At 47.7% G+C, this 20904-nt stretch carries 29 protein-coding genes and 2 tRNA genes; 13 read left to right on the top strand and 18 right to left on the bottom strand.

The genetic code is table 11. The features are described from left to right. Positions 1–606: a peroxiredoxin gene (locus BM292_RS03920; protein ID WP_092855481.1), complete on the top strand. Its 606-nt coding sequence runs from the start codon at positions 1–3 to the stop codon at positions 604–606. Between the two features lie 81 nt (positions 607–687). Here BM292_RS03920 and BM292_RS03915 read toward each other — a convergent pair whose 3' ends face one another. Further along, a complete protein-coding gene (locus tag BM292_RS03915; RefSeq protein WP_092855479.1) occupies positions 688–1173 on the bottom strand; it encodes a GNAT family N-acetyltransferase in 486 nt (161 codons plus the stop codon). An 8-nt stretch (positions 1174–1181) separates the two neighbouring features. Continuing rightward, positions 1182–1871 (bottom strand): aspartate/glutamate racemase family protein, encoded by a 690-nt coding sequence (locus BM292_RS03910; RefSeq protein WP_092855477.1) that lies wholly within the window; start codon positions 1869–1871, stop codon positions 1182–1184. A 75-nt stretch (positions 1872–1946) separates the two neighbouring features. On the opposite strand from BM292_RS03910, the gene BM292_RS03905 reads away from it, so the two are divergent. From BM292_RS03905 to BM292_RS03865, 9 genes are all read left to right on the top strand, one after another. Beyond that, a complete protein-coding gene (locus BM292_RS03905; protein ID WP_092855474.1) occupies positions 1947–2495 on the top strand; it encodes a DUF924 family protein in 549 nt (182 codons plus the stop codon). 41 nt (positions 2496–2536) lie between these two features. After that, entirely contained in the window at positions 2537–2854 is a 318-nt protein-coding gene (locus BM292_RS03900) for a DUF2845 domain-containing protein (RefSeq protein ID WP_092855472.1), read from the top strand. Continuing rightward, entirely contained in the window at positions 2854–3657 is an 804-nt protein-coding gene (locus tag BM292_RS03895; RefSeq protein WP_092855470.1) for a DUF429 domain-containing protein, read from the top strand. The genes BM292_RS03900 and BM292_RS03895 overlap by 1 nt, the downstream gene beginning before the upstream one ends. Before the next feature lie 111 nt (positions 3658–3768). Beyond that, complete coding sequence (locus BM292_RS03890) at positions 3769–4353, top strand: cold shock and DUF1294 domain-containing protein (RefSeq protein ID WP_092855468.1); 585 nt, start codon at positions 3769–3771, stop codon at positions 4351–4353. Positions 4354–4379: 26 nt separating this feature from the next. Continuing rightward, complete coding sequence (locus BM292_RS03885) at positions 4380–4781, top strand: GFA family protein (protein WP_092855466.1); 402 nt, start codon at positions 4380–4382, stop codon at positions 4779–4781. Between the two features lie 24 nt (positions 4782–4805). Then, positions 4806–5345, top strand: a complete 540-nt coding sequence (locus tag BM292_RS03880; RefSeq protein WP_092855464.1) for a GNAT family N-acetyltransferase — start codon at positions 4806–4808, stop codon at positions 5343–5345. Between the two features lie 14 nt (positions 5346–5359). Continuing rightward, positions 5360–5764 carry a hypothetical protein gene (locus BM292_RS03875; RefSeq protein WP_092855461.1) on the top strand — a complete coding sequence of 135 codons (405 nt, stop codon included), beginning with the start codon at positions 5360–5362 and terminating at the stop codon, positions 5762–5764. Positions 5765–5789: 25 nt separating this feature from the next. Then, positions 5790–6275 (top strand): AraC family transcriptional regulator, encoded by a 486-nt coding sequence (locus BM292_RS03870; protein ID WP_092855459.1) that lies wholly within the window; start codon positions 5790–5792, stop codon positions 6273–6275. Between the two features lie 279 nt (positions 6276–6554). Beyond that, positions 6555–6761: a hypothetical protein gene (locus BM292_RS03865; protein ID WP_092855457.1), complete on the top strand. Its 207-nt coding sequence runs from the start codon at positions 6555–6557 to the stop codon at positions 6759–6761. Between the two features lie 372 nt (positions 6762–7133). Here BM292_RS03865 and BM292_RS03860 read toward each other — a convergent pair whose 3' ends face one another. The 3 genes from BM292_RS03860 to BM292_RS03850 form a co-directional block, all read right to left on the bottom strand. Beyond that, positions 7134–7775, bottom strand: coding sequence for an outer membrane beta-barrel protein (locus BM292_RS03860; protein ID WP_092855455.1), 642 nt, complete (start codon positions 7773–7775; stop codon positions 7134–7136). Between the two features lie 101 nt (positions 7776–7876). Continuing rightward, entirely contained in the window at positions 7877–8230 is a 354-nt protein-coding gene (locus tag BM292_RS03855) for a VOC family protein (protein ID WP_092855453.1), read from the bottom strand. Next, the gene (locus tag BM292_RS03850; protein WP_092855451.1) at positions 8227–9504 is read right to left on the bottom strand and encodes a hypothetical protein; all 1278 of its coding nucleotides are present in this window, start codon (positions 9502–9504) and stop codon (positions 8227–8229) included. The genes BM292_RS03855 and BM292_RS03850 overlap by 4 nt, the downstream gene beginning before the upstream one ends. Before the next feature lie 83 nt (positions 9505–9587). Here BM292_RS03850 and BM292_RS03845 point away from each other — a divergent pair, with 83 nt between their 5' ends. Beyond that, the gene (locus BM292_RS03845) at positions 9588–10025 is read left to right on the top strand and encodes a nucleoside deaminase (protein WP_092855449.1); all 438 of its coding nucleotides are present in this window, start codon (positions 9588–9590) and stop codon (positions 10023–10025) included. Between the two features lie 12 nt (positions 10026–10037). Here the strand turns inward: BM292_RS03845 and BM292_RS03840 are convergent, their stop codons facing one another. The 11 genes from BM292_RS03840 to rsxA form a co-directional block, all read right to left on the bottom strand. Then, positions 10038–10634: a DUF2238 domain-containing protein gene (locus BM292_RS03840; RefSeq protein WP_092855447.1), complete on the bottom strand. Its 597-nt coding sequence runs from the start codon at positions 10632–10634 to the stop codon at positions 10038–10040. A 33-nt stretch (positions 10635–10667) separates the two neighbouring features. After that, the gene (locus BM292_RS03835; RefSeq protein ID WP_092855445.1) at positions 10668–11360 is read right to left on the bottom strand and encodes a DUF5020 family protein; all 693 of its coding nucleotides are present in this window, start codon (positions 11358–11360) and stop codon (positions 10668–10670) included. A gap of 98 nt (positions 11361–11458) precedes the next feature. After that, the gene (rnt, locus tag BM292_RS03830) at positions 11459–12088 is read right to left on the bottom strand and encodes a ribonuclease T (RefSeq protein ID WP_092855443.1); all 630 of its coding nucleotides are present in this window, start codon (positions 12086–12088) and stop codon (positions 11459–11461) included. Beyond that, positions 12085–12489 (bottom strand): lactoylglutathione lyase, encoded by a 405-nt coding sequence (gloA, locus tag BM292_RS03825; protein WP_092855441.1) that lies wholly within the window; start codon positions 12487–12489, stop codon positions 12085–12087. Before gloA ends, rnt begins: the two co-directional genes overlap by 4 nt. 9 nt (positions 12490–12498) lie before the next feature. Beyond that, entirely contained in the window at positions 12499–13137 is a 639-nt protein-coding gene (gene nth, locus BM292_RS03820; protein WP_092855440.1) for an endonuclease III, read from the bottom strand. 4 nt (positions 13138–13141) lie between these two features. Beyond that, positions 13142–13843, bottom strand: a complete 702-nt coding sequence (locus tag BM292_RS03815) for an electron transport complex subunit E (RefSeq protein WP_092855438.1) — start codon at positions 13841–13843, stop codon at positions 13142–13144. After that, positions 13840–14487: an electron transport complex subunit RsxG gene (gene rsxG, locus BM292_RS03810; RefSeq protein ID WP_092855436.1), complete on the bottom strand. Its 648-nt coding sequence runs from the start codon at positions 14485–14487 to the stop codon at positions 13840–13842. Before rsxG ends, BM292_RS03815 begins: the two co-directional genes overlap by 4 nt. After that, entirely contained in the window at positions 14484–15542 is a 1059-nt protein-coding gene (rsxD, locus tag BM292_RS03805) for an electron transport complex subunit RsxD (protein WP_092855434.1), read from the bottom strand. Before rsxD ends, rsxG begins: the two co-directional genes overlap by 4 nt. Continuing rightward, positions 15539–17137, bottom strand: coding sequence for an electron transport complex subunit RsxC (gene rsxC, locus BM292_RS03800; RefSeq protein ID WP_092855431.1), 1599 nt, complete (start codon positions 17135–17137; stop codon positions 15539–15541). Before rsxC ends, rsxD begins: the two co-directional genes overlap by 4 nt. After that, complete coding sequence (rsxB, locus tag BM292_RS03795; RefSeq protein WP_092855429.1) at positions 17137–17709, bottom strand: electron transport complex subunit RsxB; 573 nt, start codon at positions 17707–17709, stop codon at positions 17137–17139. Before rsxB ends, rsxC begins: the two co-directional genes overlap by 1 nt. Further along, positions 17706–18290, bottom strand: a complete 585-nt coding sequence (gene rsxA, locus BM292_RS03790; protein WP_092855427.1) for an electron transport complex subunit RsxA — start codon at positions 18288–18290, stop codon at positions 17706–17708. Before rsxA ends, rsxB begins: the two co-directional genes overlap by 4 nt. A 183-nt stretch (positions 18291–18473) precedes the next feature. On the opposite strand from rsxA, the gene BM292_RS03785 reads away from it, so the two are divergent. Continuing rightward, positions 18474–19016, top strand: coding sequence for a phosphatase PAP2 family protein (locus tag BM292_RS03785; RefSeq protein WP_218151667.1), 543 nt, complete (start codon positions 18474–18476; stop codon positions 19014–19016). A gap of 27 nt (positions 19017–19043) precedes the next feature. After that, on the top strand, positions 19044–20102 hold the full coding sequence (locus BM292_RS03780) for an MJ1255/VC2487 family glycosyltransferase (protein WP_092855425.1): 1059 nt from the start codon (positions 19044–19046) through the stop codon (positions 20100–20102). A gap of 1 nt (position 20103) precedes the next feature. On the opposite strand, the gene BM292_RS03775 is transcribed toward BM292_RS03780, so the two are convergent. Both BM292_RS03775 and BM292_RS03770 read right to left on the bottom strand, forming a co-directional pair. Further along, positions 20104–20180, bottom strand: a tRNA-Asn gene (locus tag BM292_RS03775). A gap of 37 nt (positions 20181–20217) precedes the next feature. Then, positions 20218–20294, bottom strand: a tRNA-Asn gene (locus tag BM292_RS03770). Between the last annotated feature and the right edge of the window lie 610 nt (positions 20295–20904).

Raw genomic sequence — 20904 nt, 5'->3', positions numbered from 1 at the left:
ATGGGTGTATTAGTAGGTCGTAAGGCTCCTAACTTCACTGCAGCTGCTGTACTTGGTACTGGCGAAATCGTTGAAAACTTTAACTTGCACGAGCAAATTAAAGGCAAGAAAGCTGTTGTTTTCTTCTATCCATTAGACTTCACGTTTGTTTGTCCTTCTGAGTTGATCGCGTTTGATCACCGTTTAGAAGAGTTCAAAAAGCGTGGCGTAGAAGTGATCGGTGTTTCTATCGATTCACAATTTACGCACAACGCATGGCGTAACACTGCCGAAGCAGACGGCGGTATCGGCCAAGTGAAATATCCATTGGTTGCTGACGTGAAGCACTCTATTTGCCGTGCATACGACGTTGAGCACCCAGAAGCTGGCGTTGCTTTCCGTGCGTCATTCTTGATTGACGAAGACGGTTTAGTTCGTCACCAAATCGTGAACGACCTGCCATTAGGCCGTAACATTGACGAAATGATTCGTTTGGTTGACGCGTTGAACTTCCACCAGAAGCACGGCGATGTATGCCCAGCTGGCTGGAAAGAAGGTGATGAAGGTATGAAAGCTGACGCGAAAGGCGTTGCTGACTACCTGTCTAAGAACGCTAGCAAGCTGTAAAAGGCAAAAGCGATATTCGCTATTAGATATTAGATATTAGCGAAAAACAAAAGAAAGAGGTCGTCCTTGGGGCGGCCTTTTTTATTTGGGCAGATGGGTGAGCATGATGGTGGTTTTTATGCCGGCATGCTTGGCTTCATGAAACTGTTGAAAGCCGTGTTTTTCGTAGAGGGCAACATTGTGAGGCTCGGCTTGTAGATAGAGATCTTTTACCGCGAGTTCTTTAGCCACTTGTTTTGCGCGCTCGATGAGTTGGGCGGATAGACCCAAGCCACGAAATTTTGAATCGACATAAATACCACCGAGCCAGTGGGTATATTCGGGGTGATTCTTGTTTTCTCTAAACTTTAACTCAGCAACGCCAGCCAACTCGTCGTTTACCATCAGAATAATACTCAGCGGTAACTGGTTTTTATTGGATGCTTTATTTATCACGACATCATAAATGTAGTCGTAAGTGACCTCGTTTTCGTCCGAACCCCATTCATCGTAATACCACTTGGCGATTGTGGCTGATAGCTCTGGCGCATCGGCTAGAAATTTGAGGCTGATATTATTCTTTTGCATGTCTGCTCTTAATTAATTGCAAATTTTACGGCTTGTTCCGCATGAATTTCGGTGGTGTCGAATAGTTTGACTGGTGTGTCTGTTTGCGAAATAAGTAAGCCGATTTCAGTGCAGCCCAAGATAATGCCATCAGCGCCATAACCGGCTAGCGTGTCGATGATTTTGAGATAGTCAGCTTTTGATTGCGGGTCGGCTTTGCCAAGGCATAGCTCTTTGAAGATAACTTCATGTATGCGGTTTCGCTCGCGTAGTTTCGGCACTACAACGCAAATTCCGTGAGCTTCTAACCGGTCGCGGTAGAAGTCCTGCTCCATCGTGAATTTGGTGCCCAGTAAGCCGACGGTTTTTATGTTTTCGGCTTCTAATGCGGCGGCGGTGGCATCGGCGATATGGAGCAGGGGAATATTCACCGCTAGTTCAATTTCAGGAGCCACCTTGTGCATAGTGTTGGTCGCTAGCACAATAAAATCGGCGCCGGCAGTTTCTAAGGCTTGCGCTGCCTCAGTCAGAATATCGGCGGTTCCAGCCCAATCACCAGCATGTTGTAACGGTTCTATTTCCGCAAAATCGACGCTATATAGAATAAGTTTGGCTGAGTGTAAGCCACCCAGTTGTTCACGCACCTTCTGATTAATCAGCCGATAATACGTCTGAGTAGACTCCCAACTCATGCCGCCAATAATCCCAATTGTTTTCATGCGTTCTGACTCCTGTGAACTTGTGCGCCGAGATATGAACAGTTACATTCAAACAAGTACATAGGAATTTATAGCATGAAAAGATACGATTTTGCGGATGTTTTAAATTTTTGGTTTAAAGAACTGACCCCACAACAATGGTTTGTGAAAAGTGACGAACTTGATGACACCATTAAAAAGCGATTTGGAAGTATGCTGGCAGCTGCCGCTCACGGTGAGTTATGGCAGTGGCGTGAGTCACCGAAAGAGCGCTTGGCGGAAATTATTGTGCTCGACCAATTCTCCCGCAACGTGTATCGCGATACACCTGCCGCTTTTGCGCAAGATCCGATGGCTTTAGCACTGGCTCAAGAAGCAGTTTCGTTGGGTATTGACGCAGAATTTAATGCCGCTGAAAAAGCCTTTCTTTATATGCCATACATGCACAGCGAATCGGCAGTGATTCACCAACAAGCGGTTATTTTGTTTAATCAGCCCGGCTTGGAAAATAATTACGAATTTGAACTGAAGCATAAAGCCATTATTGATAAATACGGTCGTTATCCGCATCGCAATGAAATTTTAGGACGCGAATCTACTGCGGAAGAATTGAAGTTTTTAAAGCAACCGGGTTCCTCGTTTTAAAATTTGAGTTGATGGAATGGAATTTATAGGGAGATCACGTAATGAAATATATTTTTGCGCTATTTTTCGCCTTTGCACTTTTTTATTCTTCAACAGTTGAAGCATGCTCTTTTCGTATATCGGGTGGTGAATTGATTAGGTGTGGCATGTCGAAAATTGAAGTAATGAATAAGATAGGTTCGCCGGAATATACCAGTACAGACTCAATAGGAGTCAATGATGGATATGGTCGTGGTGGACGCACTGTTCAATCATGGTCTTACATTGTTCAAGGTGATATCGGTGGTGATTACTATCTCACGGTTCAGTTTGCAGCAAACAAAGTGGTTAACATTGAAACGAAGCAAGTGAATCGTTAATGGGTACCAAATCTATATATATCGGGGTTGATGTTTCATGTGCGGTGAAGAAGCGAATTCCGATTGTTTTTGCCGAGAAGCGGGAAGGGCGATTAATTCCGTTACCGGTAAAAGAACTGCCATTTGCCGCGCCTTATGGGCATGGTAATAAGCTTGTTGTTGAGCACGAATACAATCTGACGTACGCACAGCAGATACGTGAATACATTACCGACGTTTGTCACTTCTATAATTTAAAACCCGAGCGCATTGCCATTGATTCGCCGCTGCGACCGCGTGCAGAAGAGTTAGATTATCGAATTGCTGAACGGGAACTCAATCAAGCAGGAATTCGTTGCTACAAAACGCCGTCAAAAACTGAGTTTGATGAAATAATCACCAGGGTGCATCACCATTTGTCGCGTGGTGGGGAACTGTCGCGTGTTCCGCATGCCATGCAGTTATGGATGCTTGCTGGGTTTGAGATTGCACGCGAGTTAGCGAAAATCGCACCGATTTTAGAGGTGTTCCCGCAAGCAAACATCCGTCGAGTGATGCCAAATGCCCCGCATAAAACGGGTAAAGGTGTTCCGAAATTACAACTGGAGGCCATAGCCCGTTACACCGGCTGGCCAGCAACGCCGAAAGATTGGAAGTTATTGAAGAAAATTAGCGCCGGCAGTATGCATGATCAAGTCGATGCTTATAGTGCCGCCTGGGTCGCGAGCTTGAGCGGTAATGAATTAGAAGTATTTGGGGATGTCGATAAAAAAGATGCTATTTGGGTTCCGTCTGGAGAGGTACTATCAACAGGTCGTGAGTAGGGTACGCAAGAACAACGTAAAGCTGAGTTTCGTCGTCGATTTTTGTGATACCGAAATGTAATATTGCGTAAGGGTTATCCGCAGAGTGTTTCGTTATAAGGACATAAAGGCATGCGACACAATGGCATTTTGGTGAAATGGAATGAGGACAAAGGTTTCGGGTTTGTGCAAATGGCGAGCTCACAACAGCAAACTTTTGCGCATATCAAAGAGTTTGAAAATCGACGTCGCAAGCCAAAAGTAGGTGACGAAGTTACTTTTAAATTGCAGCAACAACCTGATGGAAAGCTCAGGGCAACGGGCGTGGCCTATGTTCGTGAAAGCGTCGATTGGTGGATGCTACCCATTTTGATAATCGCCTTTGGTTATATTGGTGGCGTTGGTTATGCCAGCCTTGTGACCGATTTGCCGGTTGAAGTGTCTTGGGCTTTTGCATTGCTAAGTGCTGTGACCTATTTGCTTTACGCGCTGGATAAGCGCGCCGCACAACAAAGCAACCAGCGCACACCCGAAAAGGTTCTCCATTGGCTCTCTGTATTAGGCGGGTGGCCCGGTGCCTTGATTGCGCAGCAACAATTCCGCCATAAAACCCGCAAAACCTCCTTCCGCGTTGGCTTTTACTTCACTGTTATATTAAATATTGCCGCAGTGCTGTACTTTATCGTTTATGTTGAACAATTCTGGCGCTGGATATAGAAGCCAATCTTGCAAGGGGATGCACAATGAGTGATTTCGTGGGATCTTGCCTTTGTGGTGAAGTGAAATTTGAGATAAAAGGCGAGTTTGATAGCTTCTTTCTGTGCCACTGCCATCATTGTCAAAAAGATACAGGATCGGCGCATGCAGCCAATTTATTCTCGCAATCGGCTGAGTTAGTTTGGCTGGCGGGCGCTGACAACGTCACATCATTCACACTTGCAGGTACACGCCATAACAAATGCTTTTGCAAAGAGTGTGGTTCTGCTTTGCCAAGCACTGCAATTGAAGGTTTGCTCGTTGTTCCCGCTGGTAGCTTGGATACAGAAGTTTCGAAAACGCCGACAGCACATATATTTACTTCAAGTAAAGCGAGTTGGGACAACAAACTTGAGAGTTTGCCAACGTTTAACAAATTGCCGGCATAGCGATTTAACGCAATGGAATAATGCATGACAACCCCGAATAGCTACCGTCTTATTCTCCCGAACGAACGCTTGAAATCAAGTTACGAGGCTTATATCGATGAGCTCGGTGACGAAGAGCGGTATCCATTTCCGTTGGATTTTGATCACTGTGATTTTGCTGCGATGCTAGCGCGCATTGAAGGTGTTCGCACAGGCACTGCGGTGCCGGCAGGTTTTGTGCAAAGCTCAACATATTGGATGGTCGATGGTGACGAGATTATTGGCTGCACGAATATTCGGCATCGGTTGAACGCTCAAATTGAGCATTGCGGAGGACACATTGGCTTAAGCATACGCCCACGGTTTCGCGGTAAAGGTCTCGGTAAAGCGTTGTTGTTGATGAGCCTTGGTAAAGCGCGTGAGCTTGGAATTGAAGTTGCTCATATTCATTGTCATACGCACAACGAAGCCTCGAAAGCGATGATTGAAGCTTGTGGCGGGCAGTTGCATTCTGAGGTAGAGGTTGATGGGGAGCTAATCAACCGGTATCGCATAGAGCTGTTGCGTGATGTTGATGATAACTAACAAGGGATTTGATTTTGATTATTAGGTTTTTATCGGTTTTCATAGCAACACTTTTTATTTCAGCCTGCACCACAGGGCAACTCTATTACACCGACCAATCGGGTAATCGTGTATTGGGTTGTGACGTCGAGTTTGTAGGCTTGCCCAGCGTTGATAAGTTCGCAGTGGAATATGCATTAAGTTACTGTGCTAAAAGTGTGATTAGTAAGGGGCATCAGCTGGATGATGGCTACCAATATCTATTAACGCTCGACACTTCAATTCCAGAGGCGCCATGCGGACGAGCTTGGGATCATGACCTCGCGGAAGCTCAATATGAGCAAGGTTTAATCTCCCCCAAGGAATACGGCTATATTGTGGCGCATATTGATTTGGGGCTTGCTGCTGTAAATGACTGCTCTTCAGTTGGTCAACATTGAGCAATTTTAATCAAGGAGGAAGAATATGATGAGTAGTGATACGAATTTTGATGTTGAAGTAAAAACGTTTCCCGAAACTCTAATCGCTGTGATGGAACATCGAGGGGCACCGAATTTGGTGGGACACTCAATACAAAAATTTATTGAGTGGCGAAAACTTAATCAGTTACCGCCAAGTAAAAGTAAGACGTTTAATTTGGTATATGACGATCCGAATGTTACTGCACCTGAAGACTATCGGTTCGATATCGCTTGTTCTGTGGATACGCCGATAGCTGCTAATGACTTCGGTATAGTTAACAAAGTGATTCCGGCTGGACGGTGCGCCGTCGTTCGACATATTGGTAGCGATGATTCAATCGGTGAAATCGTAAATTTTCTATACACCACATGGCTATCAAATGCTGGCGCTGAGCTACGAGACTTTCCTATTTACTTCGAGCGAGTCAGCTTCTTTCCAGACGTTCCAGAGAACGAGATGATTACCGACATTTATTTACCTATTGAGTGAAAAATATCAGTGCCAGCTTGATTTTTTGAATGCGGTTTTCTAGTTACATCGAACTGATGTCGGCTTTGAGCGAACAACGGACGTTGGGTTTGCTCTCCCCAGCCGAATACTAAGTTACAACTCTCTGGCCGTTATTCTTCGGGCAGGTAAACGTGCTCACTAGTATCAGGCTCTACCATATAATTGGTTACTTCATTCTAATTGGTGTGGTAATTTAAAAAATTCGTAACAATAAATATTCTAGTGAACCAATGCGCTAATGAGTGATAAGGAATACCCATGGACATAAATGCAGCATTAGTTGGGCAAACAATAATTGTTCTAGCGGTTATTTTTGCAATTGTAGGATTCTACTTAGGTAAACGAAAAACTGAAACGCCACTTTTGGTGTCTATTCTTGCTTTATTTTCCGCTTTAATGCCTCCAATTGGTTTGATTTTCTTGATGGTTCTCGCATTGAAAAAAGATCTACCTTCAGCAAACTAAATAATTACAGCTCTTGTGTAGCATCAAGAACCTTAATTACTAATTAAGGCTCTTAACGGATATAGCGCAACAAAGGTATCGGTACGAGAAAAAATTGGATCTCCAGCATACTTTTTGGTGGGCAATTGGGAAAAATCGCGGTCGTCAGCGATCAGTTGACTGCCGTCGAGGGCGCTGAAATAAATTCATAACAATCAACTTTATCGTCCCTTTCACAGCTACCCGCTTCGTATTGCAGTAATTGCAAGCTGATCACGGGAGGGTTAACGTCCGCAATTGGCACAAAGCAGACCTTTCTCATAAACAACCGAATTGAAAATTCTGCAGGTTAAAAGAAAGCCTCAGCAACAACACGCCGAGGCTATTCAATATCTAGAAATGATAACTCACACCAAGATTCAAGCTGCTCGATTCGCTGTCTAAGCGGCTATAGCCAGCGAAAAAGCTTAAGTTCTGTTGTCCGTAATAACGGGCAAGAAGACTCACTTCTTGATCGGTTTCATCCGCAATATCGATGTGACGAATAGCGAGGTCAACTTCAACGTTCGAGGCAAAACGTGAACGCAAGCCTAGTTGTGCGTTTACACCAGATTCTCCTTCGCTGACTTCGCCGAATAAGGCGCCAGAAGAATCGGTTGCATTAGCCGAAATTTTCATGCGTGTATACCCGACGCTACCGTATACGACGGTTGATCCGTTGTTGAAAAATTTGTAGCCGAGGTTTCCGTGAGTCAGCAACGCCGAAAGTTCGGTGTTGACTGTGCCTTGGTCTGTTACTAACGCAAATTCCTCTGATACATCCGTATGTTTGGCGCTGAAAAATACGTGTTCATTAAACGACTTTTCAACGTGAAGCCCGAAACCAGTGAGTGACTCGTCGAGAATGTCGTAACTTACATAGCTTGCGCCGACATGATCGAAACTGGGAGTCGCGTCTTCATTGGCAAAGGCTAAAGGAGAGATAACGAGAGATGAGATTGCAACCAGTTGAGCAATTTTTTTATTTAATAACATTTAATGTCCTTATTAAAACTTCAAAATTAAGTTTGGAATAAGAACAAGTTAACTAAATGAAGTCAATCTCAAACTTCGGAAAGATTGACTTCACCAGCTGATCACGCGACATCAGACCAAACCGCATACTCATTGCCACTAGGACAGGTGAAGTGAAAGCGGCGCCCGCCAGGGAAGCTGAATATGGGTTTGATGATCTGCCCGCCAGCATCCTCAACCTTCGATTGGCTCGCTTCTAGCGCATTGCTGTAAAGAATAACCAACGCACTTCCAGCACTTGTCAATGCCACTAAGTCGGAGCGAAAAAAGCCACCGTCTAGACCGGCGTTTTCTATAGCGGCGTAGTCCGGCCCGTAATCAACAAATGTCCAGCCGAAGGCTTTGCTAAAAAATACTTTGGTGCCTTCGATATCGCGAGCAGGTAATTCCACATAATTAATTTTCGCGTGACTCATGACTCTGGCTCCTCAAGCGGAAGCGTCTCGGTGTGTATTAGCTTACCTGCGGTGTCGGTAACTTTGATCAATCGGCTTGCTTTCGAAATGAAAATACCGGTTGGTACATTTGGCTCAGTAATAACGATTCGGTCGGAGGGGACTTCATCCTCATTACCCACTCGATACACTTCAATTGTGCATGGAAAATTTTGTTCGCACCACGAAATGTCTACGGGCATTAATTCTTGTCCCAAACTCGCCCATTTGGGGCGGTTTAAGCGGTATTGCGTGCGTGGCCAGATGACGGTCATGTCGTATTCTTCTGGAGTCGGTGACCAATAAGAGCCGTCCGGTTTGGTAAGTGCAACAGGTTTATTGAAATCATGGTTCTCGATGAGCCACGTGTAACTTTTTGGCTCATGTTTGACGTGGCTTCGCTCGGTGAAGTCAGTTTGATTGATTGTCAGTGGGTCAATCTTTGTCGCTTCCTTTAAATAGTGAGCGAGCCAGCTATCTTCGTTGATATGACTATATCCCACATGAATCAGCATTTTGGCATCGGGCTCGTCATTGAATACTTTCTCGCGCAGATTCTTCACTGCGCTACGTTCACGTGCTTCGGTTCCGGTACCGATTTCAGAGCCGTAATCGTAGGATACAAGTTGGAATCCGAGCTGGCGGGCGTAGTGCACTAAACTCGCAAAAATTGGTTCTTCGGTGTAGAAACCGGCTGGCTTGTGAACATAGCCATCGGGGATCTCGTTTTCGGCATCCGGCGAGAGAGCTTCTAACGCAAAATACCGAAAACCTTGGTCCCATAAGTGTTCTAATAATCGATAGGTTAAAACGCGGTGCTGCGGAACATGGTGAGCCTCGTTAATCATGACAACTTGGTAGCTATCTGCAGCTTCAGCAATAGCTGTCACAGCATCGCGTATTTCTAAGTTTATGACTTCAGTGTTTAATTCATCGGGATTCGGATCATGTTGATCAAATGCGTTTAAGGCCTGTTTGTGTTTGCCCATCAATGAATAGGCGGTGCCGCGCTCTTGCAGCAGCAAATCAAACACGGGTCGATTATCTTTGTATTCAACAGAAAGCGCCTCTAGTGCGACGAGTTGAGCACTTAACGTTTTGCCATTGGTCGCTTCGTATATCCGACCAAACGCCTTATTCACTTCCTTTAAATATTCTTCTTTCGATAACTCTTCTTTAGACGATTCTTCGGCCGCAAGCGGTGCCGCAGTGAATAATGTCACGATGAATACCGCAACGACATGCAAAGTTTTCATAGACTATCTTCCTTGAAGTTTTTATTGTTGGAATGACTTGAGCATAGCAGTTTTAAGATTCAAACCAAAAATGAGAATAACAAATGGATAAATTTATGCAGGCAGCCATTGAGGAAGCAAAAAAGGGAATGGAAGAGGGTGGTGTGCCGATTGGTTCGGTGATTGTACACAACGGAAAAATCATCGGTCGCGGGCATAACCGTCGGGTGCAAAGTGGCAGTCCTATTTTGCATGGTGAAATGGATGCGTTTGAAAACGCTGGGCGTCAGCCGGCGAAGGTTTACCGCGAGTGCACCATTTACACGACGCTATCGCCGTGCTGTATGTGCTCGGGTGCGATTGAGCTGTATGGTATTCCACACGTGGTTGTCGGTGAGAACCAAACCTTTATGGGTGCCGAAGAGCGGCTGCGCCAAGCGGGTGTCAAAGTCGATGTATTGCAAGACCGTACCTGCATTGAGCTCATGAATACGTTCATTGCGAATAATCCTGAGCTCTGGAACGAAGATATTGGTGAGTAAGCCCTTTAGAAGCTAACTTTGGCGGCGGTATTTGGAGAACCAAAACAGCACCAATGCCGCCAGTGCGCCGAGGGTATCGGCGAGCATGTCTTGCTGCGCATCCCACTCATCGCCTTGCGATCCGAGAAACTCGATACCCGCATCGCCACCTTCTATCACCGCAAATTGCCATTCAATGATTTCGTAGCTTGCTGCGATTGCCATGATGAAGAATAAGCCAAAGAACATCGCTGTCACGGGGCGTGCCCATTTGTTACGAACCAGCAATTCGGCGGCGGCATAGGCATAAAAGCCCACGCTGAAATGCGCGATGCGGTCGTAGTGATTGCGTTCAAAATCAAATAGTTCGGTCACCCATTCGAAGGGCACGCGGGCAAAGGTGTAATGGGCGCCAATGGTGTGCATGATTAGCAGCACACTCATCAGCACGTAACTGGTGTTGCTGAACTGGAATTTACGAAAGGTCACAACAAGGCCAATAAATATCGCTAAAATAGGCGTCATTTCGGCCCACCATACGCGCATGTCGTACGGATTGATAAATGACCACACCATGGTGGCAACAATGATTACAGCAAGTATGTGTGGAATGCGTTGTTGCCAAGCCATGTGTGCGTCCTTTTTAATTATTTTAATTCGGCGTTAAAGGTGAACTTTCACCAATAAATTTAGGTTACGTTCGTTCACGCCGTCAATGCCGAATTTATTATTCCAGTGCGCATACTCAACGCCGACGTAGAAACGGCTGCTGTAGCCAATCATTGGGCCAATGTTGTACTTCAGCTGTGAAGTGAAATTCATTTCAGCGGCATGGCCTTCGCTAGCCGATGACCAATCTAAGAAACCGTCGTAGTAGAAATTTTCAGCAAATGGCACGCCCCAAACGGCGGTGAGCTGATAGTTACTTTCATAAAATTCGTTGCTACGACGATACGCGTTGAGTTGTAAGTAATCAAAACCGGTGACATTGAGGTCAGTACCTACGCCCACGAGGTAGTTATCAAAACCATCACCTACTTCCCACGTGGTTGCTACGTAGGCTGCTTTTACCAAGTTGTCTTCAGCAAAGTCGTACACTTTAAAACGTGGCGAAATTTCCGCGTAAGTTTCAGTGAAACCGTCGTCTGATTTCAAACGGTCGACAAACAAGAACGAGTCGCCCCAGCTATAGCCACCGGCATGTTCAAAGGTGAACACTTGGCGGTCGCTGTCGCCAACTTCGTAGTTGGAGCCGTTTAAGTAAGTGGCGCTGATGTCTTGCCAGAATATTTTCGCGTTGGCGGTTGGTGCAGCCAATGCGGTTAGGGCTAGGGTTGTGAGTAGTTTAGTTTTCATGGTCGTCTCGTTAAGGTCGTTATTCGTTATTCGCTGCGAGCACTGTGGTTGAATTCGGCAATTACAGCGCTTTGCGCTACCCGGCGTGGAACGCCGGGCTACAGGGGCCAGCCGCCGAGGGTTTGGTAGCGGTTGACCATGTAGCAAAACAGTTCAGCGGTGCGCTCTGTGTCGTATACCGCCGAGTGTGCTTGCTTGTTGTCGAACTCAATACCAGCCGCTTGGCAGGCTTTAATTAACACCGTTTGACCTAGGAACACGGCTGCAAGGGCGGCGGTGTCAAAGGTCACAAATGGGTGAAATGGGTTACGCTTCAGGTTAGCGCGTTCGGCGGCTGCCATCACAAAGCCGTGATCAAAGGTGGCGTTGTGGCCGACTAAAATGCAGCGTTGGCAGCCCGCTTCTTTTTGCGCTTTTCGAATCGGTTTGAACATTTCTTTGAGTGCAGGGCCTTCTTCTACTGCGCCACGCAGGGGCGAGTGTGGGTCGATACCATTGAAATCAATGGCGGCTTGCTCAATGTTCGCGCCTTCGAATGGCTCAATGTGATAATGCAAAGTTTGGTCGGGAACCAGCAGGCCGTCCTCATTGAATTTCAAGGTAACGGCTGCGATTTCCAACAGCGCATCGGTTTTTGAGTTAAAACCGGCGGTTTCAACATCAATCACCACCGGCATGTAGCCGCGAAAGCGCTGTTGCATTAACGCATTGGCGTTATCGTTGCTCATAAATCCCCAGGATTCTTTGCGCTACGTTCAATCAACTCAATCGCGTAACCGTCAGGGTCACGCACAAAAGCGATAATGGTTTTGCCGCCTTTGACTGGGCCTGGCTCACGATACACGTCAGCACCGGCTTCTTTGAGCTTGTCACAGGTGGCGTAAATATCTTGCACACCAATCGCGATATGGCCAAAGGCGCCGCCGTGTTCGTATTCGCTCACTCCCCAGTTGTAGGTGAGTTCTAATACGGTGTGATCGACTTCGTCACCATACCCAACAAACGCCAACGAGTACTTATACTCTTCGTTGTCGGCGGTGCGGAGCAATTTCATGCCCAATGCTTTGGTGTAAAAGTCAATTGAACGCTGCATATCGCCAACGCGTAACATGGTATGTAGTAAACGCATGTGGTGCTCCTATTCGTCTGAGGTTTTGTCTTTAAATTCGCATAAATCTTCAATGATACAGCTGCCACAGCGCGGTTTGCGCGCGATGCAGGTGTAACGACCATGAAGGATAAACCAGTGGTGCGCGTCAACTTTGAATTCGGTTGGAATGACCTTTTCTAAGCGGTCTTCAACGGCACGAACGGTTTTACCCGGGGCAAACTTGGTGCGGTTTGCGACGCGAAAAATATGGGTGTCGACGGCGATGGTGGGCCAGCCGAAAGCGGTGTTCAACACCACATTCGCCGTTTTACGTCCCACGCCCGGCAATGCTTCGAGGGCAGCACGGTCTTCGGGCACTTCGCCGTCATAATGATTCACCAAAATCTCACAGGTTTTGATGACATTTTCGGCTTTGGCGTTGAACAAGCCGATGGTTTTGATGTGTTCCTTCACGCCATCAACACCCAAATCCAGCATGGCTTGCGGCGTGGGTGCGGCGGGGAACAATTTGCGGGTCGCTTTATTCACGCCCACATCGGTGGCTTGCGCGGACAACAACACGGCAATCAGCAACTCAAAGGTTGAGTTGTATTCCAACTCGGTGGTTGGATTCGGGTTATTGGCGCGCAGGCGCTCTAATATTTCAACGCGTTTTTGTTTGTTCATAGCTCTATTGTGACGTCACACGAGCGCGTGTCACGTGTTTCTCTGGTTTCTCCGCATGGGCTGCACGATAGTTATCAATCCAGTTTTTACCGGCAATAATGAAGCCCATCACAATAAATGCGCCCGGCGGTAATATGGCGAGTAACAGTGGGTAATCCACGCTGAATAATTCAACGCGAAGATCTGCCGCCCATTCTCCGAGCAATAAGTTGGCGCCATCAAACAAGGTGCCGTTACCTAAAATCTCGCGAATGCCGCCTAATAACACTAATACGAGGGTAAATCCTAAGCCCATCATCAAACCATCAAATGCCGCATGATGCCATGGGTTTTTCGAGGCATAGGCTTCGGCGCGACCGATAATGGCGCAGTTGGTAACAATCAGCGGAATAAAGATGCCCAGTGCTTGGTATAAGCCGTAAACGTAGGCGTTCATGAGTAACTGAATCACCGTTACAAAGGTGGCAATCACCATGACGAATACCGGGATGCGGATTTCTTTGGGGACGAATTCACGCACCAAACTGACGGTAATATTCGAGCCAACCAGGACCAATAAGGTGGCTAACCCTAAACCAAGGGCGTTCGTTACCGTTGCAGTTACCGCTAATAATGGGCATAAACCTAATAACTGCACGAGGGCTGGGTTGTTGTTCCACAAGCCTTGCCACGTGAGTTCTTTATAGGTGTTTACTTCGTTGCTCATGATTGTGCTCCTGAGCTTTCGCCATAACAGTTTGCAGGTGCGCTAAACCATTCCTGCTGGTTATTTTCAAATACCAAAGCCGCACGTTTCACCGCTTGTACCACGGCACGTGGTGTAATGGTTGCGCCGGTGAACTGATCAAACATGCCGCCATCGCGTTTCACCGCCCAGCGCGGATCGTCTTCGCCATTGACGCGCTGGCCATTAAAGCTGGCGATCCAGTCGCTTTTGCGAATTTCGATTTTATCGCCAAGCCCCGGTGTTTCTTGATGTTGTAACGTACGCACACCGGCGACTGAGGCATCTGCATTCAGCGCAACAAGCAAGTGAATCGCACCGCTATAGCCATTAGGAGCGGTGACTTCTACCGCAACGGCAGTTGGTTGGTTGTTCACGTATGCTCGGTATACACGACGTGGGGTTGAGCCGAGTTCAGCGTTATTGATGATCGTACAACTCTGATACAGGTCGTTATCGTGCTGCTCAGGTGGAATGATCTGGTTGAGAACGCGCAATAATTCTTGTTCTTGCTGACGCGAAATTGGCTCTTTGGTCACCAACGAGGTGACAATGACTAAAAATGTCGCGACGATAGCAAAGCCTGCCAAGATCAAACCATTGCGGCCCATACTTTTAATAATCATGAGCGACCTCCATGGCCGTAGGCAACGGGCTGGGTGTATTTATCAATCACCGGCACGGTCATATTCGCCAACAACACCGCAAAAGCCACGGCGTCTGGATAACCACCCCAAGTGCGAATCACGAAGACTAAGAAACCGACGAGCAAACCAAACAACCAACGGCCTTTATTAGACGTGGCAGCGGTAACCGGATCCGTTGCAATAAAGAAGGCGCCGAGCATGGTCGCTCCGCTTAGCGCATGAAGCATCGGGGTGATGGCTTGATCCGGGTTAAACAGCCAATAGATGGCCGCAGGCACTAACAAGCCCACTAAAAAGCCGCCGGGAATATGCCAGCTAATAATCTTTTGTTTAATCAGCACCAAACCACCGAGTAAAAACGCGATGTTGATCCACGCCCAACCAATGCCGCCAAGCTCGCCGAAAATCGGCTTGCTCAACGCTTCGCTCAGGGTCATTTGATGATTGAGGTCATTGCGCAGGCTATCTAACGGCGTCGCCATCGTGATGCCATCGGCGCCCATGCGCAGTTGCTCAAGGTTGTAACCGGCTTGGGTGAAACCACTAAAAATGAGGCTCACGGTATCGCTGATACTCACTTGCAATTGAGCAAGTTCATTCGGGATTGGCCAACTGGTCATTTGCACTGGGAACGAAATTAGCAACAGTACATAGCCGGCCATCGCTGGGTTAAAGAGATTTTGGCCAACACCGCCATACACATGCTTCACGACAATAATGGCAAAGGCAGTGCCCATGACGATAATCCACCAGGGCGCTAGGGCAGGGATACTGATGGCGAGTAATACCGCCGTGACGATAGCGGTGTGATCTTGCCATGCATGTGCAACTGGACGGCCTCGCAGGCGCATAGCGATGCCTTCTGCTGCCCATGCGGTTAATAATGCCAGCACCAATTGAACATATACCCCAAACCCGAAAAAGTAGGTTTGTGCTAACACACCCGGAATCAACGCTAAATAGACCCAACGCATGACTTGCTGCGTGGTGCGGCGCTGATGAGCGTGGGGTGAAGCTGCTATTTTAAACGTCATGCGTCGTCACCATCTTTATTTTGTTGTTCCGCCGCGGCGGCTTGCGCTGCTTTACGGGCTTTGGCGCGAGCAATGGCTGCTTGCACGGCATCTTGTGGGTTATCACCGCCTTGGGCGACAGCTTCCGCTTGCGCTTTTTTCCGTGCTTCGGCGGCTTTGCGATGACGCTCAAGACGCTCTTGTTTTTCGCGTTCAAGGCGCTCTTGGCGCGCTTCAAAACGCTCACGTGCCACTTCAGCCTTGGCCTTTTCACGGGCAATGTTGCGTACTTCCGCTTTGGCTTTGCGATAGTAATGCACCAGCGGAATTTCACTTGGGCAGACATACGCGCAAGCGCCGCATTCAATGCAATCGAATAGGTTTTGCTGTTCCAAACCGTCGTAATCTTTGGCTTTGGCGAGCCACTGCAATTGCTGTGGCAACAGCTGGGCAGGACAGACGTCAGCGCAGGCGCCACAACGAATACAGGCCATTTCGTCTTGCGCTGGGGCAAGCTCTTGGCTGCTTGGCACAAGAATACAGTTGGTGATTTTGACCACCGGCACCGACAGATCAGCGAGGGTAAAGCCCATCATTGGGCCACCCATAATTACGCGTTGCTCTGGCTCTGGTTTGAAGCCGCACTGCTCCAGCAAATAGGCAACAGGGGTGCCGATACGAACCCAGTAATTACCAGGTTTCGCAACGTTTTCGCCGGTTACCGTGACCACGCGCTCCAACAACGGTTTGCCTTGCAAAGTCGCTTGTGCGACGGCGTAGGCGGTGCCCACGTTCTGCATCACCAAGCCAACATCAATTGGCAACCCACGGCTGGGTACTTGGCGCCCAGTGAGCAACTGAATTAACTGCTTCTCACCACCTGATGGATATTTTACCGGAACCACACGCAATGAGAGTTGCGGATGTTTATCGAGTAAGGCTTCAAATGCGGCAATGGCTTCTGGCTTATTCGCTTCAATAGCAATGAGTGCTTTTTCACAGCCGGCAATATGCAAGAGTATCTCGGTGCCATCAATGATGGTTTGCGCATGCTCACGCATTAAGCGGTCATCGGCGCTGATATAGGGTTCGCACTCAACGCCGTTAATAATTAAGTAATCCAACGGCCGCTGTAGAGCAAGCTTCTGTGCGGTTGGAAAGCCTGCGCCACCTAAGCCGGCGATACCTGCCGTTTTAATGCGCTCGAGCAACTCGGCGCGGCTGATTTCGGTGTAATTGGCCAGTGGTTCGAACGCTACATGCTCATCATTGCCATCGGCTTCAATGGTTATGACAGTGTCGGTAAGTCCAGACGGATGCGCAATCATGCCGGGACCGATGGCGGTAACCGTGCCTGAGGTTGGCGCATGCACTGGTAAGCCGTTATTCGCACCCACTTGGGTCAGGGCTTGGCCAGCTTTTACTTTATCGCCGACCTGCACGAGTACTTCGCCGGGCGCACCTGAGTGCTGCTTCACCGGGATCGTGTATTGTTGCGCCAATGGCAATGGTGCGATTGGCGTCTGGTTCGATATCTCTTTGCGCTCAGGCGGGTGAATACCGCCTGGAAAGGTCCAGATGTGGCCGGCTTCAATGGCTTTGGTTGCTGCTGACATTAGTTTGACGACTCCACTGCATCTACCACGCGAACCGGAATCTGCTTCAGATCCCACTGCCAATTATCCGGACGCACTGGTACCGGAACCATGTCGATACAATCCACCGGGCAAGGCTCGACACAAAGGTCACAGCCGGTGCACTCATGAGCAATCACGGTGTGCATTTGTTTTGCGGCGCCTAAAATGGCGTCCACTGGACACGCCTGAATACATTTGGTGCAACCGATACATTCATCTTCACGAATGACCGCGACTTTTTTCACGTCTTCTTCGCCATGAGCTGAATCCAGCGGTTTTGCTTCAACGCCCATCAAATCGGCAAGCGCATTAATCGTTGATTGACCGCCTGGGGGGCATTTATTAATTTCGTCGCCATTGGCAATGGCTTCGGCATACGGGCGACAACCGGGGTAGCCACATTGACCACACTGGGTTTGTGGCAGAATCGCATCAATTTGATCCACGATCGGGTCACTTTCAACGCGGAAGCGAACTGCTGCGAAGCCAAGGATTAAGCCGAAAATGAGCGCCAGAACGCCCAATACAATGAGTGCGGTTACCACGGTCATGAGGTGGTCACCAAGCCGCTAAAGCCCATAAAGGCTAATGACATAAGGCCGGCGGTGATCATGGCCACTGCGGCGCCTTTGAACGGGATTGGCACATCTGCAGCAGCGAGCCGCTCGCGTAATGCGGAGAATAAAATAAGGACTAATGAGAAACCGACCGCAGCGCCAAATCCATACACAATGGATTCAATAAAGTTGTGTTGCTCGTTGATATTCAACAACGCGACACCGAGTACCGCACAGTTGGTGGTGATGAGCGGTAAGAAAATACCGAGCAAGCGATATAAAGTAGGGCTCGTTTTATGCACGACCATTTCGGTGAATTGGACCACCACGGCAATCACCAGAATAAAGCTCAACGTTTGCAACGCCATTAAATCCAGCGGCGCCAAAATGTATTGGTTCACCAAATAGCTTGAAACCGACGCTAAGGTCAGTACAAAGGTGGTTGCCGCAGACATGCCGATGGCAGTTTCTAGCTTGTTAGAAACCCCCATAAACGGGCACAGCCCAAGGAATTTAACCAACACGAAATTGTTGACTAGTACCGTTGCCACCAACAGTAGCAAGTAGTCACCCATGCGAAAATCCGTCCCATTACATTGAATAGTGCCTATTATCGAATTTTTAGCGCTGTGAAACAACCGATGAACTGTAGTGTTATTCAAGTTTGTCACTGAATATTCATAAAACTGTCATGGTGCTGTTACGCCAACTGTCTAAATTTTCATCAAGCCAGCAACGGCAAGCCACGTGAGGCACTGATGATGACCGCATTTATGGCCAGATGGATTGATAAGTTTTGCCAATATGATCAACGCAGTTTTCGTTGGTTGAATCGCCGCCTACAGCGATGGTGTCGTCATCAACTTGTGCGCTGGGTATCGCGCTCAGGTGATGGTTACGTGTACGCCATTATTGCACTCGTGATGAGCTTGTATTTAGGCGCCGCGAGCGTGGTTCCAATCACTGCATTAGTAATTGGTTTTGCCATAGAGGTGCCGCTATTTTGTTTACTCAAACGCGTATTAAAACGCCAACGCCCCTATCATAAAAATCCTCACTTCACGTCAGTGATACTGGCGCATGATCAATTTAGTTTCCCGTCAGGACATACCACCGCCGCATTCTTATTTGCCGGCATTATGAGCTCCTTCTTTCCCACCTGGGCATGGTTGCTATACAGCTGGGCAGCAGCCATTGGCGCGTCGCGGGTGCTCTTAGGTGTGCATTATCCCGGTGATATTGCCGCAGGAGCTGCGCTTGGTTATGTGATTAGTGGGTATGCCGTCAGTTTGGCACTTTAACACCTTAATAATGTTCAAGGAGGCAGTATGCGAATTTTGATAGGTGTGCAGGGAACGGGAAATGGCCATTTGAGTCGCTGTTCTGCACTTGCAGAAGCATTGGCACACTTTCCAGATATAGATGTGCAATTTTTAATTTCTGGCCGTGATAAAAGTCAATTGTTTGATATGGAAGCCTTTGGTGACTGGCAATGGCGTCAGGGGCTGTCGTTTGTTGTTGAGCAGGGCAAGGTGAATGTGTTTGAAACGGTGCGCCGCAATCAGTGGCAACAGTTTTGGCATGATGTTCGTGAACTCGACGTGAGCGCCTATGATTTGATAGTCAGCGATTATGAACCGATTACTGCATGGGCAGGGCGCTTGCAACGCAAACAAGTGATTGGTTTAGGGCGGCAGTATGCTTTCTATAAGCCCACGCCGAGTTTGCCCATTGCGGTTGCGCATCGACAAATGCTCCGCTGGTTTGCGCCAGCTGATATTGCGGTCGGGATGCATTGGTTTGACGACGCGTCGCATATACTGCCACCGATTATTCATCAGCGTGGCCGCATGACTTCCGTTAGGTCAGGGCATTATGTGGTGTATTTGCCATTTGAAACATTAGCGGCTGTGCATAAACTTTTACAGCCATTTGAGAATGTCACCTTTGATGTGTTTCATCCGCAGGCGGAGCAACGAGAAGTTGGTCATATGCGTTACTTTGCGCCGTCACGTGTTGGTTTTGCTGAAGCCGTTGCGCGTGCAGAGGGCATCATTAGTAATGCCGGCTTCGAAACTTCGAGTGAAGCCCTCGCGACGGGTAAAAAATTACTGGTGAAACCACTTACCGGACAGTTTGAGCAAACGGCTAATGCTCAGTGCCTGGAACATTCTCGTTTGGCACAGGTGATGTGGTCGCTCGATACCGAAGCGGTAGCGGCGTTTTTGCATCTTGATAAGGGGCATGCCTGTCGTTGGCCGAATGTGGCGCAAGCGGTCGCAGAATGGTTACATCATGGCGCTGTAGAACCGGTACAGCAATTAAGTGCGCGCTTGTGGCAGCGTACAGAGTTTGAAGAGTATATGGAGTGCTTGAAGAATTATTAAGTGGCTCCCCAGGTTGGATTCGAACCAACGACACATGGATTAACAGTCCACCGCTCTAACCAACTGAGCTACTGGGGAATACTTAAGAGGTATTCGGGGGTGTTGTAAGATGTCTTGGCTCCCCAGGTTGGATTCGAACCAACGACACATGGATTAACAGTCCACCGCTCTAACCAACTGAGCTACTGGGGAACACATCTGACAACGGGTGCGAATGTTAAAGGCGGTTGCGGCCTCTGTCAATACTAAAAAATGCTGTTTGCTTGTTTTGTGCGCAAACCGTTTAAAAAAATTGAAGTCAAGTGATCGGTTGGCTTGTCTATATATCAAATGATATAGCTTATTGATCGCTCTGGTTATCCACATGAAAGCCAATCGCACGTGTTTCAAAGGCTAGACAATCTTATCCACTAAATCTGTGGATAACCTTGTGGGAAAGTATGTGAGTTGCTTTAAACGGTGGGCATTTGGGCGTGATTTAGCGATTGCTTAAAAATTGACTTAGAAAATAAAAGTGATTATAAAACAATGAGTTATAAAGAACCTTTAAAGTTCCTTGAAAGTTTTTATTTGCGACATGTCATCCGTCGCATTTTGACGCAGTGATTGTGTATTTCTTACCTTATTTGTTCACAAAAGCAACACCAATCGTGTGTCGATAAACCAGTGTATTCGCGAAGATTAATTTTTTGTGACGGAAAAATTTAAACAGCTGTTTTAACGTGTTTGTCATCTTCTGGTCATAAAAGTCATGCATAAAAAAAGCCGCAAGCACGTTGCGACTTTTTTTGTGACTTTTCAC

Source organism: Pseudidiomarina tainanensis, assembly GCF_900115255.1.
Taxonomy (GTDB): domain Bacteria; phylum Pseudomonadota; class Gammaproteobacteria; order Enterobacterales; family Alteromonadaceae; genus Pseudidiomarina; species Pseudidiomarina tainanensis.
Note: the sequence above shows the minus strand (reverse complement) of the source record. Positions and strands in the feature narration are given on the sequence as shown.